Annotated in this window: 18 protein-coding genes; 12 read left to right on the top strand and 6 right to left on the bottom strand. The window is 43.7% G+C overall.

The annotated features are described in order from the left end of the window. The first annotated feature begins 1 nt into the window (after position 1). The 3 genes from BLQ53_RS11685 to BLQ53_RS11695 all read left to right on the top strand — a co-directional run bounded on the left by BLQ53_RS11685 (position 2) and on the right by BLQ53_RS11695 (position 2,375). The gene (locus tag BLQ53_RS11685; RefSeq protein ID WP_093727618.1) at positions 2-922 is read left to right on the top strand and encodes an ABC transporter ATP-binding protein; all 921 of its coding nucleotides are present in this window, start codon (positions 2-4) and stop codon (positions 920-922) included. Further along, positions 915-1,859, top strand: a complete 945-nt coding sequence (locus BLQ53_RS11690; RefSeq protein ID WP_093727500.1) for an ABC transporter permease — start codon at positions 915-917, stop codon at positions 1,857-1,859. The genes BLQ53_RS11685 and BLQ53_RS11690 overlap by 8 nt, the downstream gene beginning before the upstream one ends. A 99-nt stretch (positions 1,860-1,958) precedes the next feature. After that, positions 1,959-2,375, top strand: a complete 417-nt coding sequence (locus tag BLQ53_RS11695; protein ID WP_093727501.1) for an organic hydroperoxide resistance protein — start codon at positions 1,959-1,961, stop codon at positions 2,373-2,375. A gap of 44 nt (positions 2,376-2,419) precedes the next feature. Here the strand turns inward: BLQ53_RS11695 and yidC are convergent, their stop codons facing one another. Both yidC and BLQ53_RS11705 read right to left on the bottom strand, forming a co-directional pair. After that, positions 2,420-3,202, bottom strand: a complete 783-nt coding sequence (yidC, locus tag BLQ53_RS11700) for a membrane protein insertase YidC (protein ID WP_093727502.1) — start codon at positions 3,200-3,202, stop codon at positions 2,420-2,422. Continuing rightward, a complete protein-coding gene (locus tag BLQ53_RS11705; RefSeq protein WP_093727503.1) occupies positions 3,151-3,531 on the bottom strand; it encodes a hypothetical protein in 381 nt (126 codons plus the stop codon). The genes yidC and BLQ53_RS11705 overlap by 52 nt, the downstream gene beginning before the upstream one ends. A 160-nt stretch (positions 3,532-3,691) precedes the next feature. Between BLQ53_RS11705 and BLQ53_RS11710 the strand changes: the two genes are divergently transcribed. The 7 genes from BLQ53_RS11710 (at position 3,692) to BLQ53_RS11740 (ending at position 9,001) form a co-directional block, all read left to right on the top strand. Next, positions 3,692-4,198, top strand: coding sequence for a GNAT family N-acetyltransferase (locus BLQ53_RS11710; RefSeq protein ID WP_093727504.1), 507 nt, complete (start codon positions 3,692-3,694; stop codon positions 4,196-4,198). 151 nt (positions 4,199-4,349) lie between these two features. Next, on the top strand, positions 4,350-5,705 hold the full coding sequence (locus BLQ53_RS11715) for a processed acidic surface protein (protein ID WP_093727505.1): 1,356 nt from the start codon (positions 4,350-4,352) through the stop codon (positions 5,703-5,705). Positions 5,706-5,830: 125 nt separating this feature from the next. Further along, positions 5,831-6,757 (top strand): ABC transporter ATP-binding protein, encoded by a 927-nt coding sequence (locus tag BLQ53_RS11720; protein ID WP_093727506.1) that lies wholly within the window; start codon positions 5,831-5,833, stop codon positions 6,755-6,757. Beyond that, positions 6,744-7,670 (top strand): ABC transporter permease, encoded by a 927-nt coding sequence (locus tag BLQ53_RS11725; RefSeq protein WP_244499337.1) that lies wholly within the window; start codon positions 6,744-6,746, stop codon positions 7,668-7,670. The genes BLQ53_RS11720 and BLQ53_RS11725 overlap by 14 nt, the downstream gene beginning before the upstream one ends. 20 nt (positions 7,671-7,690) lie before the next feature. Beyond that, positions 7,691-8,113 carry a DUF4064 domain-containing protein gene (locus BLQ53_RS11730; protein WP_093727508.1) on the top strand — a complete coding sequence of 141 codons (423 nt, stop codon included), beginning with the start codon at positions 7,691-7,693 and terminating at the stop codon, positions 8,111-8,113. Positions 8,114-8,139: 26 nt separating this feature from the next. Then, positions 8,140-8,559 carry a DUF4064 domain-containing protein gene (locus tag BLQ53_RS11735; RefSeq protein WP_093727509.1) on the top strand — a complete coding sequence of 140 codons (420 nt, stop codon included), beginning with the start codon at positions 8,140-8,142 and terminating at the stop codon, positions 8,557-8,559. A 16-nt stretch (positions 8,560-8,575) separates the two neighbouring features. Next, on the top strand, positions 8,576-9,001 hold the full coding sequence (locus BLQ53_RS11740) for a DUF4064 domain-containing protein (RefSeq protein ID WP_093727510.1): 426 nt from the start codon (positions 8,576-8,578) through the stop codon (positions 8,999-9,001). Positions 9,002-9,035: 34 nt separating this feature from the next. On the opposite strand, the gene crcB (BLQ53_RS11745) is transcribed toward BLQ53_RS11740, so the two are convergent. Continuing rightward, a complete protein-coding gene (gene crcB, locus BLQ53_RS11745) occupies positions 9,036-9,380 on the bottom strand; it encodes a fluoride efflux transporter CrcB (protein WP_093727511.1) in 345 nt (114 codons plus the stop codon). Beyond that, positions 9,377-9,769, bottom strand: coding sequence for a fluoride efflux transporter CrcB (crcB, locus tag BLQ53_RS11750; protein ID WP_093727512.1), 393 nt, complete (start codon positions 9,767-9,769; stop codon positions 9,377-9,379). Before crcB (BLQ53_RS11750) ends, crcB (BLQ53_RS11745) begins: the two co-directional genes overlap by 4 nt. A 97-nt stretch (positions 9,770-9,866) precedes the next feature. On the opposite strand from crcB (BLQ53_RS11750), the gene BLQ53_RS11755 reads away from it, so the two are divergent. Beyond that, entirely contained in the window at positions 9,867-10,067 is a 201-nt protein-coding gene (locus tag BLQ53_RS11755) for a hypothetical protein (protein WP_093727513.1), read from the top strand. Between the two features lie 78 nt (positions 10,068-10,145). Beyond that, positions 10,146-10,607 (top strand): flavodoxin, encoded by a 462-nt coding sequence (locus BLQ53_RS11760; protein ID WP_093727619.1) that lies wholly within the window; start codon positions 10,146-10,148, stop codon positions 10,605-10,607. Positions 10,608-10,640: 33 nt separating this feature from the next. Here BLQ53_RS11760 and BLQ53_RS11765 read toward each other — a convergent pair whose 3' ends face one another. Together BLQ53_RS11765 and licT are read right to left on the bottom strand one after the other, a co-directional pair. Then, on the bottom strand, positions 10,641-12,521 hold the full coding sequence (locus BLQ53_RS11765; RefSeq protein ID WP_093727514.1) for a beta-glucoside-specific PTS transporter subunit IIABC: 1,881 nt from the start codon (positions 12,519-12,521) through the stop codon (positions 10,641-10,643). Between the two features lie 172 nt (positions 12,522-12,693). Then, positions 12,694-13,524, bottom strand: coding sequence for a BglG family transcription antiterminator LicT (licT, locus tag BLQ53_RS11770; protein WP_093727515.1), 831 nt, complete (start codon positions 13,522-13,524; stop codon positions 12,694-12,696). Between the last annotated feature and the right edge of the window lie 52 nt (positions 13,525-13,576).

The raw sequence follows: 13,576 nt of genomic DNA on the forward strand, positions 1-13,576 counted from the left end.
CATGCATAAGCAGCCAGCAGTTGAAATCAAACAAGTAACCAAAGTGATACGCGGCCGGAAAATCATCGATCGCATCAATTTCTCCATTTATCCAGGTGAGGTGTTCGGCTTCCTAGGGCCCAATGGTGCCGGGAAGACTACTACGATCCGGATGATTGTCGGATTAATGGGCATAACGGATGGAGATATCCTGATTAAAGGCAATAGTATCAAAACATCTCATGGAGCAGCGATGAAACATATCGGTGCGATTGTCGAGAACCCGGAAATGTATAAGTATCTGTCTGGTTATCTGAATCTTGTGCATTTTGCAAGAATGAATGATGGCGTTGATAAAAAACGGATTGATGAAGTCATCGAGCTGGTTGGCTTGAAGAAACGGATACATGACAAGGTAAAAACCTATTCCCTTGGGATGAGACAGCGTCTCGGTATTGCACAAGCATTGCTGCATCGTCCGGATGTCCTCATTCTTGATGAACCGACAAATGGCTTGGATCCAGCCGGGATTCGCGAAATGCGTGAATATATCCGCAACCTGGCAGAAACAGAGGGGCTTGCAGTTATCGTATCCAGTCACTTATTGAGCGAAATGGAATTGATGTGTGACCGAATCGGAGTGCTGCAGCATGGCAAGATGCTAGGGGTGCAGCAAGTACATGAAATATCGAGTGAACAAACACAAATGGTCAGCTTCCAGGTCGAACCGGTGGATCAGGCAGCAATCGTTCTGAGGGATATGGGAAGCAAAAAACCGCAGATCAAGGATAAACATGTCATCATTGAGCTGACGCGTGATGAGATTCCGGCAGCGGCAGCCAAATTGACGCAGGAAGCAATCAACATCTACGGCATCCAAGCAGAAACGAAAACATTGGAAGATACATTCCTGGAATTGACTGGAGGGAAGGAAATTGTCTAAGTTTATTAATCTGGTAAGAAATGAACATATGAAAACTTTCCGTCGTCTGTCGACGTGGATCATGCTGGGTATTGCGGCGGCATTACTCATTACAATCGCTGCATTTACGGCATATTACGCAGAGGACAGTAATGGTGACTGGCGAGCAAACACAGAACAGCAGATACAGGACTTACAAAAACAAGTTGAGGCTGGAGAGTTGGATGCCGCGGACATCCAGCAGGATTTGACCACCATGCAATATCAGCTGGATCACGACATCGCGCCAGTTCAAAATGATTCACTTGCATCTTATATGGAAAGCATCATGTACTACTGTGCGCCATTTCTTATCTTGTTCATCGCTATCATTGCAGGGGGGCTTGTCTCTTCTGAATTCGGTACGGGCACAATCAAATTATTGCTTACCAAGACTCCTTCTCGTTTCAGTGTGTTAACTTCCAAGTATGTAAGCATGCTCGTCACAACAGTTATTTTCTTTGTATTCTTCATCGGATTTTCCTTTATTATCGGTGGAATATTCTTCGGATTTAATGGATTCGAGGCGAAGAGTGTTGTCTTTGATAATGGAGAAGCTGTGACAAATAATATACTAGCTTCCACTTTGAGAGATTACGGGCTGAATTTTGTCCAGACGTTAATCTATGCGACAATTGCATTTGCTTTATCTGCCATTTTCCGTAATACGGCCTTGGCAATCGGATTTTCCATCTTCATTTCGATGTTCTTCCCGACCATTAGTTTCATACTTTCAAGATATGATTGGTCGAAGTATATCTTATTCAATAATGTGGATCTGACAGTATACAACCCGGGTAATGTTCCGCCTGTGGATGGTATGACAATAGGGTTCTCCGTGGCAGTGATGGCGATTTATTTTGTCATCATCACTGGTATCACCTGGTTCAGCTTCATGAAAAGAGACGTCACAGCTTAAGCAATTCGTTTGCTTTATGTTTAAAATAACGGTAAAAAGGAATTAGTAATACTGTATGCAGTTTTTTCAAACTAATAAACGAAACAGGAGTGAATTAACATGAGTGATGTATTGTTCACATCTCACGCAAAAGCAACTGGCGGTCGTGAAGGCCATGTAAAATCTGATGATGGTTTGATCGATCTTGACCTTGTTCAACCGGGCAGCAAGAAAGATCGTGAAGGTTCCAATCCAGAGCAATTATTTGCAGCAGGATATTCCGCTTGCTTTGACGGAGCTTTCAATCATGTAGCAAGAGCTGAGCGTAAGCGCGTTGAGACAGAAACTTCTGTTGATGTAAGCTTATTGAAAGATGGCGATGGTTTCAAAATCGCTGCTGCTATCACTGTGGACGTAAAAGGAGTTTCCCAGGAAGAAGCAGAAGATCTATTGGAAAAGACCCATCAGTTCTGCCCATACTCCAAAGCGACTCGCGGCAACATCGATGTTGATTTGAAAGTGAATGTTGTAGAATAATAAGCAAAAAACCACTTCCGATCATGGAAGTGGTTTTTTTATGCTCATTTTTTACGTTGGAATAAAAACTTTGCCAGCAATGTCTGACAGATGACGAATAGTCCACCGACTGCCCAGTATAGCGGTAGTACCGCTGGTGAACTGAAGGAGATAAAGCCGATCATGAGTGGTGAAATGATACCGATCATACGGGCTTGCTGCCTTCTTGCCGGATCCACCCCAATCTGGGAGACGCGGTATTGCAGCCAGTAGACTGCCATGGCAATCACTGTCAGCGCAATATCCGGCGTCCCGAGATTGAACCAAAGGAAATCATGCGTTGCGATATCTGGTGTGTTACGGATGGCCGAATAGAATCCGATCAGAAACGGCATCTGGATCAACAGCGGGAGACATCCCATTGCTGAGAAAGGGTTCATACCATGAGTCCGATATAGCTCCATCATTTCCTGCTGCTGTTTTTGCCGGGACTCAGCATCTGTTTTGTTTTTGTACTTGGCTTGCAGAGCATCAAGCTCCGGCTTGAACAGTTTCATTTTTTCCTGTGTTTCGTACCCTTTTTTCAGCTGCATCAGCATCAAAGGCATCAAGATGAGACGTACTGCCAAGGTGATCAAAATGATGCTGATACCGTAATCATCGTGGAAGTAACTGGCAATCAGCTTGATCAAGTAAGAGAACGGACTGATGAAATAATGGTTGAACCATCCCTCACCAGATGTTCCTCCGCTTGTGCCCTGGCATCCTGCCAATACTGCGAGCAGACCAATGGAACTTAAAATAATACCGTACTTTTTGAAGAAAGTGGATACAGATGTGCGTTGCAAATTGTTTTTCCTCCTTGTTGTATCGATTGATTCTTATATGGATACAAACAAGAAGCTGCTTCACCATCATCGTCCGGACCGTCTTTGCGCATGGTAGTGCGAACGAGCCAATGAACGATCGGCCTGCTGTAAGAAATAGTAGTAGGAGTATGCAATTGCCAGTTGTCTAATGAATAGACATACTGCCATTGCATCACATCACTGGTACGAAAACGACTCGTGACTTTCGTTGTTGTCCGATGCGCCAATATGAGGGTCATCGTCAGACCGATATAAAATACCAACGATGTAAAATCATCGGCGAACATATTCCAAAAAGCGTACAGCATCTGTATACACCTCCTTTCGTTCCTTCTATTTTCCTATAGATCTAGAAACTTGTCAAAGTTACGCAGGGATTCCCGATTCGTTTGGAGAAATGGCTAGAAGAAGCGTTTTCTCTGCTGACGGCAGTTTATTTGAACAGTTTTATGACGGAGGGGGACGAACATGATAAACTGGTTAACAAGACTACAAGCTGCAGAGGTGAAGCCGATGTTCAAGATACGCGAAGCCAAGGTCTCTGATTATGACCAAGTCGCTGTTCTGTACAAGGAATTATACAATACACATTATCAAAATCAGCCGGAGTATTTCGCCCAAAAGACGGAACCGCTTGATCAGCATGTGTTCGAAAGCAATATTTATCTCGATAATAAAAAGGTTTTCTTGGTGGAAAAAGCAAAGGAAGTCATGGCTTTTGCTACAATACGGATAACAAATGAGACGGTTTCACATCGTGCACATATCTTTATTGAGGAATTCTGTGTCCGATCCGATATGCGCGGCAAAGGAATCGGTGGCCATCTGTTTGAGAAAGTCAAACGACATGGCAAAAAAATCGGGGCCTCAGAGATAGAGTTGAATGTATGGAATTTCAACTCCAGGGCAGAAGATTTCTACGTCAAAATGGGCATGCAAACCCGCTCAAAACGAATGGGAATATCTTTGAAATAAGTAAATTATTGTCGAAAAACCCCTTGAATGAGGGGTTTTTCGATGTCAAGTAAAAAAGTTTAAATTTTGTGGAAAATTATGTAGCCAAGCCTTCGGGTTGCGTTTATAATATTCTGGAATTACATAAATATATTTCCAGGAGGAAACATACGTGACAAAGAAACTAGTGGTTGGAATGATCATGGTTTTGCTTTGCTTGCAAGCGGTGGCTCCGCAGACTGCGTTCGCTGCCATTGATGTGAAAGAGCTTGAAGCTTATGCTGCTGAGCTTGGTACAGATGCAGAAGGTTTGAAACGTTATTTAGTTGATTTTGACTGGGGAACTCTCGAGGAAATCGATGCAGGATCCGTGGAAGAACTACGTGAATCACTCGGTGATCCGGTAACAAGTGAAAACTTCCAAGCATTTTTGGATGAAAATAATTATACTGCGGAACAATTCGAGCAAAGGCTAAAGGATCAAGGATATGCAGAGAAGGGTTATACGGCCAAGGATGTTTTACTTGTTACCGACTTGTACTATGTGATGGGTGAACCGGTAAATGCCGTGAACCTCCAGATGCTTGCCGATGATCTTGATATGACAGAGAAGGAATTAGCCGATCTCTTTGCTGAAAATGGATTCGATCTTTACAGCTATGTGTATATGGATGATCTATACGAAATGATCTACAACGATATCAACGGTGTGTCCTTGCATTTCCTGTTGCTGGAAGTGGACATGAGCAAAGAAGAGTTGGATCAACTTTTGAACGATAATGGAATGACATTGGATGACTTTGCTAGCTATGATGAATTAGCATCATTCATCTATACCGAAAGCGGCTATGAATTCGAGATGGAATGGGAATCAGTAAGTTCATTCCTTCAAGCAATCGGGATCAGCAAAGAGGAATACCTGAATTTCTATGACCATCTACATACAGTCCTGAGCAGCATGGATGAGGCGTTCTTTGAGAGACTGCTGGCATTGTATGATCGCTTGGAGGTATTCAGTGACTTTGAAACGATCAATGAGCTTGATGACAGCCAACGAGAAGAAATCGTGTCCATTTGGGCAGAAGCAATGGATTTGTTCCAGCTTCAAGCCAAATTTTATTTAGTAGATGGGGAAACGAAGCAGGAAGTCACCATCGAGGAGTTATCTCGTATAACAGACATCGGCAATCAAATACTGTTTGTCGAGCTGTATGATGCAGACGGTAACCTACTGATGGATTTCTCTTTGACTGGAGATCTGGTGAACCATGACATCTTTGACATTCCGGCTGCTGTCGAACAACCAAAGCCGGCAGTTGAGCAGGCAGCTCCAAAACACAAAGCGCCTGTAAAAGAAAAGGTAACAGTCACACCAGCGGAGACTGCAACTAAGACAGTGAAAGAAGAAGGGAAGCGCCTGCCGGATACAGCGTCTCCGGTTGGTAATGTTCTCTTAACCGGTGCGGTATTGATGGCTGCCGGAGCGGTACTTTATGCATGGAACCGTCGTAAAAAACATAGTAATTAATAACTAATGCACCATGAATTACGTGATTCATGGTGTTTTTCTATTAAAAAATGAAACAATCTGACAAGGAGGCTCGTACATATTATGGAAAGTGACAAATATGTTACAAGGAAAGGGTGAACCAAATGGCAGAACCGGCGATGCAGCTGATCGGGCTGAAGAAACAGATCGGCTCTAAACTGATTGTGAAGGGATTGGACTTCGACATTCAGCCGGGTGAGGTATTCGGCTTCCTAGGACCGAATGGAGCAGGAAAAACAACGACAATCCGCATGATGGTCGGCTTGATCCGGATTTCGGAAGGTGATGTGCGCATTCAAGGAAAGAGCATTAAGACGGATTATAAAGAGGCAATCCGACATGTAGGCGCTATCGTCGAGAACCCGGAATTATATGGATTCATGTCAGGTTATAAGAATTTGCTTGTATTTTCAAGAATGATTCCCGGGATTTCGAGAGAGCGAATCGATGAAGTGGTGAAACTCGTCGGACTTGAAAAGCGCATCCATCAAAAAGTAAAGCGATATTCCTTGGGTATGCGTCAGCGGCTAGGCATCGCACAGGCATTATTACATAATCCATCCATCTTGATTTTGGATGAGCCGACGAATGGTTTGGATCCATCAGGTATTCGTGAAATCCGCCAATACATACGCAGATTGGCAGAACAGGAAAATGTGGCAGTCATCGTCTCCAGCCACTTGCTTTCCGAAATGGAACTGATGTGTGACAGGATCGGTATCCTGAAAAACGGCGAACTCATCTCTATCCAGCAAATCCAAAATACCGAAGAGGATGCACCTACTGAAGTTGTTCAGATCGATTGTCCACCAAGCTATCACGAAAAAGCACAGCGTCTTTTGCAGGAACGATTTGGTGTAACGGCTATGGCCAGCGGTGAGAAACTGACATTCCCGATAACACGCGGTGAAATTCCATCCATTATCAAAGAACTGGCAGTCGCTGATATTGAAATGCATGGCTTTGCAGTCGAACGGAAGACGCTAGAGGATAAATTCTTACATGTGATTGGAGAGAATGTCATTGAGTAATTTTTTCCAGCTTGTCCGTAACGAACAGACAAAGCTGTACAGCCAGCTGTCGACATGGATATTGCTTGGTATCCTTGTTGTCATCGTTCTTGGTTTTGCAATAATAATGCGGACAGCTGAAGGTATCATGCCGTACGAAGATGAGACATGGAAGCAGACCTTGCAAGAAGAAAATCAAATGTATGCAGAAATTGACCCAACAGACCCGAACATCGCCATAAACAATTACCGGATAGAGAACGATTTAAAGCCGGAAGGAATGTCGGCTTGGGGATTCCTGTATGAGAGCCATTACCTGACAAGTGTGCTCAGTCTGATTACTATCATCGTTGCCGGAGGTATTTTGGCCAATGAATTCCGTTGGGGTACAATCAAATTATTGTTGACCCGACCTGCAACAAGAACAAAGATCTTCTTTGCAAAGTATGCGAGCGTCCTTTTGTTTGCATTGACGGCATTGATTGTTTTATTTATCTCCGCCTGGTTGTTCGGCATGATTTTCTTCGGACTTGGGGGAGATGGTTCTGTGCTCCAATTGAAGGACGGAGAAATCGTCGATGTTTCTGTCTGGACACGGATTGCCCAGGATTATGGGCTGCAGCTGGTTAAGCTGGCAGTATGGTCAACATTTGCCTTCATGATATCGGCAGCATTCCGTAACAGTGCATTGGCCATCGGAACGGCCATCTTCTTGATGTTCGCTGGCATATCGGTTGTCAGCTTCATAGCAGACAAACCGTTTGCAAAATACATCTTGTTTGCTAATCTGGATTTAACGCAATTTACAACAGGGTATAAGATGATAGACGATTTAACACTTACATTTGCGATTGTAACCATCATTGTGTATTATCTAATCTTCTTAGTCGTAGGATGGGTATTGTTCGCCAAGCGAGATGTGGCGGGTCACTAAAATAAGAGAGGGGAATTTATATGTTGAAAAGAACAGCAGAAAAAGTATTGGCAATCATTGGGGCAGTTTTGTTTCTTATCTTCGCAGGTTGGTCAGCTTTAGGTCTTGGAGGATCGGATGAAGCGGCAACCAATGAACTCCTAAACCAAGGTTTTACGCAAGAGGATGCTTCCATGTTTACTGATCTCGTGAATGGAATGTCTATTTGGCTGATCATTCTATATGTGATTTGTGCAATTCTTGGTTTTGTTTCCCTAGCTATGCTTAAACCAAATAAGAAAGCAACAGGTGCTGGTGTGCTTCTTATCGTTACAGCAGTGCTTGGTACACTTCTGTCTATCTTTACAGGCATCATCGGCGGCATCCTCTACTTGATCGCAGGGATCATGGCGATTGTGCGAAAGCCTGTTGAGCAATATAATGATAGGGGAGAGACTTATTAAGAACTAACGCGGGAAGGAGGTTTGACATGTTGAAACGAACAGCGGAGAAGGTACTTGCCATCATTGGTGCAATTGTCTTCCTCATTACTGCGGTCATGACAACTGTTAGAGTTGCTACGTACGATCCCGAAGCGGCTCGCGGTGAAATTTTGGATAATGGGTTGGATCAGCCGATTGATACAGATCTGGTTGCCAATATGGCAAGTTCCATCGGGATCTTTATCATCATTGTAAGTGTGATCTCTGCCATCTTAGGTATTGTGGCAGCAGTAAAGCTTAAAGCAGGTCGTAAGCAGGTTGGACTGGGTGTCATGTTGATCATCGCGGCTTTGGTGGGTTCGATCGGTACATTCCTATCGGGCTTTATCGGTGGTGTATTGTACACGATCGCAGGCATCCTGGTACTTGCGAGAAGACCTTTGGATGAAAGTAGAGTAGAGGGCTGAGAGAGAGGGAAACAGATTGATTGGACGTACTGCAGAATTGGTTTTGGGAATTATAGGTGTTGTTTTTAATGCATTGGCTGCCATTTTGGTTGGATTTTTCATCGTGGCAGCTGGAGATGCCATGAGGGAGGAGATTTATAATGATCCTACCCTTACAGCTCAAGATGCAGATCTGATAAGCAGTGTATTAGGCGGATTGGGATGGTATTTCGTCATTGTCAGTGTAATATCGGCTATTCTGGGTATTGTAGGAATCTTGCTATTACGCCGTGACGGCAGAGCCACAGTTTCTGGCGTTATCTTTATTGTAACTGCCGTTCTGTCTGCTTTGCTGACACTTTTCGTATCTTTTATCCCGTCAATCCTATTTCTAGTCGCAGGGATCCTGGCGATTGTCAGGAAACCAATTGACACAAATGACAACACGATAGAGAGCTACTAAAAAAACGGGGCACTGCTTTGGGGCAGTGCCCTTTTTACATGGATAACCCGATCAACGCTAAAGCAATACCAGCAGCATAACTGCATAGCAAGTAACTGACAGCGATGATTATTCGCTTTTTGCTGCTTAATTGGACAATTTCCAAATGGAAAGTAGAGAATGTGGTAAACGAGCCCAGGAACCCAACGGCGAGGAAGTTGTGCCAGTCCGTTCCCCAATCTGCCTGAAAAACCAGTCCGATCAGGAAAGAACCCATTACATTGATCAGAAAGGTCGCCAGCGGGAAGCTGTATGTCCAGAATGTCTCTACTCGTCTGCTGATTTCATAGCGAATCACTGCTCCAAGCCATCCACCTATTAAAACGAAGATAATATTCATATAGTATGCTCCTTATGACTTGGGACCGGCGAAAGTCGCAGCCCGAGAAGCAGAGCACCTAGACCACCGGTTGTACTGCAAGCAAGGTAGAGCAATCCGATATGTAACAGATCGTCTTGGATAAGCAAGGCTGTTTCCAGACTGACAGTCGAAAAAGTCGTAAAGGCGCCGACCATGCCAGTAGTCAGTCCTTTAGCAAGGGCAGGATTATCCGCAAAGAATCGTCTTTTCACAAAGTTAGTCAAATACCCCATAGCGAAACAACCTATGATATTGACGCAAAGCGTACCAAAGGGGAAGGTGCCAGTCTGCGGCATGATCACCCCGATAAGATAACGCAGAAGTGCCCCGACACTGCCGCCGCAGCCGATGGCGATATACACTTTCATACACAAACCTTCTTTTTCTGCATATACTGCTGTATGCCTGTATTATACCCTAATAGTTGTGTTACGCTAGTATGACGGATTTATAAGGAAGGGTAGTATGATGATGAAAAACGCGGCGATTCTTAGTGAGGAATACTTCATATCCTATTTTCGCCTGTTGCTGAATACACGTGGATGTACTGTGGGAGAAGCTTATCAGCTCGCAGTTGAACAGATTTTCGAAGGTGATATTAATATCTTCGGCGAAGAAACAAAAAAGAATTTTAAACTTGCCTATCAGACCGTCAAAGGATACTGATGCTTCCTTGACTGCCCTATTTGACATTGAGAATGGTTATCAATTAAAATGAGGGTAGATGAAGGGAAGTGAATGAAGGTGGCAAGTGTACTGATCGCATTCACCAGTATGTCGGGCAATACGGAAGAGATGGCTGACATCATGGAACAGACTTTGGAAGAAAAAGGAGTCGAGGTAACGAAGCTCCAAATTGATATAGATCAGTTAGATGTTTTTACCATGACCGATTATGATGGCATCTTGATGGGCACCTATACATGGGGAGACGGAGACATCCCTTATGAAATCGAGGATTTCTACGATGAACTGGATGACATCGAACTGGATGGCAAGCCGGTTGCCCTGTTTGGATCTTGTGACTCGATTTATGCAAGCTATGGTGCGGCCATTGATACATTCGAGGAGAAGTTCAAGGAACGCGGAGCAGAAATTGTCCTAGATAATATGAAAGTTGACCTATCACCAGAAGACGAAGATATTCGGAACTGTCAGGAATTCGCAGCTTCGTTTGCTTCGATAGTGGATAAACAGCATATATAAAAAGCAGTCTGCTAATGCAGACTGCTTTTTACGTCATGAGATTTTTTCTTCTGTTATTTCTCTTAGCATCAAGTTAATCACTTCGTCACCGATTTCCACTTTAGCCGCTTCTGTCCTGGTAACAGAGATATAAGAGGAAGAGTTCGTTATAATGATCGGTGTAGTGAGGGAGAAGCCGGCTGCTTTGATTCCCTCCATATCAAATTCCAGCAGCAAGTCTCCAGGTTTTACTCGATCACCTTGCTGTACATGCAGGGTAAAATGTTTACCGTCCAACTGGACAGTATCAATGCCTACGTGAATCAGTATTTCTGCTCCATGGTCAGAAGTCAAACCGATGGCATGCTTGGTCTTGAAAGCGACCGTTACTTCTCCATCGATCGGGGATACAACCTTGCCAGCAGTCGGCTCAATTGCAATCCCTTTCCCCATCGCTTCGGATGCAAATGCTGGATCATCCACGTTTTGGAGAGCGGTGACTCGGCCAGAAAGGGGGCTGGAGATAATTTCATTCTGCTGTAACGTCAACGTGTCTTCTGTTTCCTTTTTATCTATATTTGTTTCTGTTTTATCGTCAAAACCGAGAATGAGAGTTAGTATAACGGAAACGGCAAAGGCAGCTGCTATTCCAATGAGCAGACCAGGGAATCCTTCACCGCCGGGACCGTAGAAAATAGGCAAAGTAAGTAAACCTGGTGCACCGGATGCAAACGCCTTCGTTCCTGCCTGCGCAATGATGGCACCACCTACAGCCCCGCCGATTATGCCAGCGATAAATGGTTTCTTCAAAGGAAGCGTGACACCGTAGATTGCTGGTTCTGTAATACCGAAAAGGGCGGTGATTGTAGCTGACCCCGAAAGAGCTTTCATTTTCTTATTCCTTGTCTTGATCATGACAGCCAGTGCGGCCCCTGTTTGTGCGAAGATAGAAGCTGCTGCCGCCGGTTTTAATGGATCACTTCCATTTACAGCGATATTATTGATGAATACAGGTGCTAACCCCCAATGTACACCAAAGATAACCAGGAGCTGCCAGCCGCCGCCAAGCAGAGCGCCAAATAACAATGGACTGAAATTGAATACTGCTAGAAGTCCAGAGGCAATCCCATTACCGATATTGACACCAAGCGGTCCGAATACAATCAACGTGACAGGAACCATTATCGTCAGCAAAATAAGTGGTGTCACGAAGTTGCGGACAGATTGATGGATAAAGCGGTTACATATATTTTCCAGCTTCGACATTAATATTATTGAGAATATGATTGGAAGAACTGTTGAAGCGTATTTCATTAGAACAACTGGAATACCAAAGAAGGAAGTATCTGTACCTTCCTCAAACAAGGTAACAATTGTAGGATATAAAAGCGCACCTGCAATAGTCAAGGCAACAAAAATATTACCATTGAATTTCCGGGCAGTTGTCACAGCCAACAGCAGCGGCAAGAAATAAAAGAAGCTATCAGCGGCTGCGTAAAGGATCGTATAAGTCGTCCCTGCAGAATCAAGCCAGCCTAAGTTGTCTGAAATCAGCAGCAAACCTTTCAGAATACCGGCACCAGCCATTACACCTAATAGTGGTGCAAAGATACTCGAAATAACATCAATGGCTCTGCTGAGCATATTGCCGCTTTTCTGCTGATCCTTATCTGCTTTTTTGCTGTCGGAAGTCAAGTCGGTGAAGGTACCGATAGCTTGATAGACTTGGGATACGTCATTTCCAATAACGACCTGATACTGGCCGCCGCTTCTTTTGACGGTTATGATTCCATCGGTATTTTCCAGTTTAGTTGTGTCAGCTTTCGATTCATCCTTGAGTACGAATCGCAGTCGAGTTGCACAGTGGACAAGTGAGTGGACATTCCCCTCCCCGCCAACAAGCTTGATGATTTTTTTTGCCAATTCATTGTACATAGATAACACCTCCATAAAAAATGAAAAAACCTAAACACAGTAAAGCGTGGGGGTGCATCCGCCGCTTCCTGCATTTAGGTTTTGCCTGAGAATCAGTTACAATCCTAATATCTATATTTGGTTGATGATTTCATTATAATTAATAGAAATGATATGTCAACGCTTACATTGATTATCTGTTCATCACTCGCTGAAGGTGGATTGTTAAATAGAACATCTCTTCCTTTGTCAGCTCATGTCCATACTCGGATACGATGAAATCTTTAATTTTCCTGCTGCAGTCAGCTGCTTCGGGGTACTTTTCTGACATCATTGTATAAAGATAAGCATCATTGCTGCCATAATATGTTTTCGTGAATATACGCTGTGCAAAATATCGTAAATGAGTGATGAATCGAGATACATTCAAGGAATTCTCATCTAGATCCATCTTGTAATGATACTTCACGATTGTCATGATATGCTCGACGAAATGGGTGATATCCATCGTGTTGGATACTTGTTCATTCATTTCAGCATTTATGAAATGGATAGCAATCAAGCCAGCTTCCTCATCGGGCAATTGATATCCAAGAGACTCCTTGATTTTAGCTAAAGCTTGCTTTCCAACATCAAATTCAGCAGGGTAAAGCTGCTTTGTCTCCCATAATAGGGCATTTTTAATATCATATCCCTGCTGATGCCTTTCGATAGCGAAATGGATATGATCTGTCAGTGCCACGTAAATATTTTCGTGAAATTGTTTTTGCAGCTGTACAGTTGCTTCCTGGACGATCGTTTCTACAAGTGAAGCTAGCTCCATCGGTACTTGTCGCAATAATGTCTGAAAGTTATTTGATACTTGCTTGTCTTTCAATGTAAAGATCTTCTGAATCTTGTCATCATCCAGCCGATCCCCGACTTTTTTGTGGAAAGCCAAACCTTTCCCCATGACAACCAATTCTGTGCCATCCAATTGATACACACTTACGACATTATTATTGATGATCCTGGCTATCCGCATGTATATGACCTCCTTGGGAGAGCCATGATGCCCTAAACGAACGGTTGGGCGT

It is taken from the genome of Terribacillus halophilus, assembly GCF_900101385.1.
Lineage (GTDB): Bacteria > Bacillota > Bacilli > Bacillales > Amphibacillaceae > Terribacillus > Terribacillus halophilus.

What these genes read in the sequence shown, in the direction of transcription:
- BLQ53_RS11685 (WP_093727618.1), top strand. Translation starts at nt 2, where the DNA reads ATGCATAAGCAGCCAGCAGTTGAAATCAAACAAGTAACCAAAGTGATA.
- BLQ53_RS11695 (WP_093727501.1), top strand. Translation starts at nt 1,959, where the DNA reads ATGAGTGATGTATTGTTCACATCTCACGCAAAAGCAACTGGCGGTCGT.
- BLQ53_RS11705 (WP_093727503.1), bottom strand. Translation starts at nt 3,531, where the DNA reads ATGCTGTACGCTTTTTGGAATATGTTCGCCGATGATTTTACATCGTTG.
- BLQ53_RS11710 (WP_093727504.1), top strand. Translation starts at nt 3,692, where the DNA reads ATGATAAACTGGTTAACAAGACTACAAGCTGCAGAGGTGAAGCCGATG.
- BLQ53_RS11720 (WP_093727506.1), top strand. Translation starts at nt 5,831, where the DNA reads ATGGCAGAACCGGCGATGCAGCTGATCGGGCTGAAGAAACAGATCGGC.
- BLQ53_RS11725 (WP_244499337.1), top strand. Translation starts at nt 6,744, where the DNA reads ATGTCATTGAGTAATTTTTTCCAGCTTGTCCGTAACGAACAGACAAAG.
- BLQ53_RS11730 (WP_093727508.1), top strand. Translation starts at nt 7,691, where the DNA reads ATGTTGAAAAGAACAGCAGAAAAAGTATTGGCAATCATTGGGGCAGTT.
- BLQ53_RS11735 (WP_093727509.1), top strand. Translation starts at nt 8,140, where the DNA reads ATGTTGAAACGAACAGCGGAGAAGGTACTTGCCATCATTGGTGCAATT.
- crcB (WP_093727511.1), bottom strand. Translation starts at nt 9,380, where the DNA reads ATGAATATTATCTTCGTTTTAATAGGTGGATGGCTTGGAGCAGTGATT.
- crcB (WP_093727512.1), bottom strand. Translation starts at nt 9,769, where the DNA reads ATGAAAGTGTATATCGCCATCGGCTGCGGCGGCAGTGTCGGGGCACTT.
- BLQ53_RS11755 (WP_093727513.1), top strand. Translation starts at nt 9,867, where the DNA reads ATGATGATGAAAAACGCGGCGATTCTTAGTGAGGAATACTTCATATCC.
- BLQ53_RS11765 (WP_093727514.1), bottom strand. Translation starts at nt 12,521, where the DNA reads ATGTACAATGAATTGGCAAAAAAAATCATCAAGCTTGTTGGCGGGGAG.
- licT (WP_093727515.1), bottom strand. Translation starts at nt 13,524, where the DNA reads ATGCGGATAGCCAGGATCATCAATAATAATGTCGTAAGTGTGTATCAA.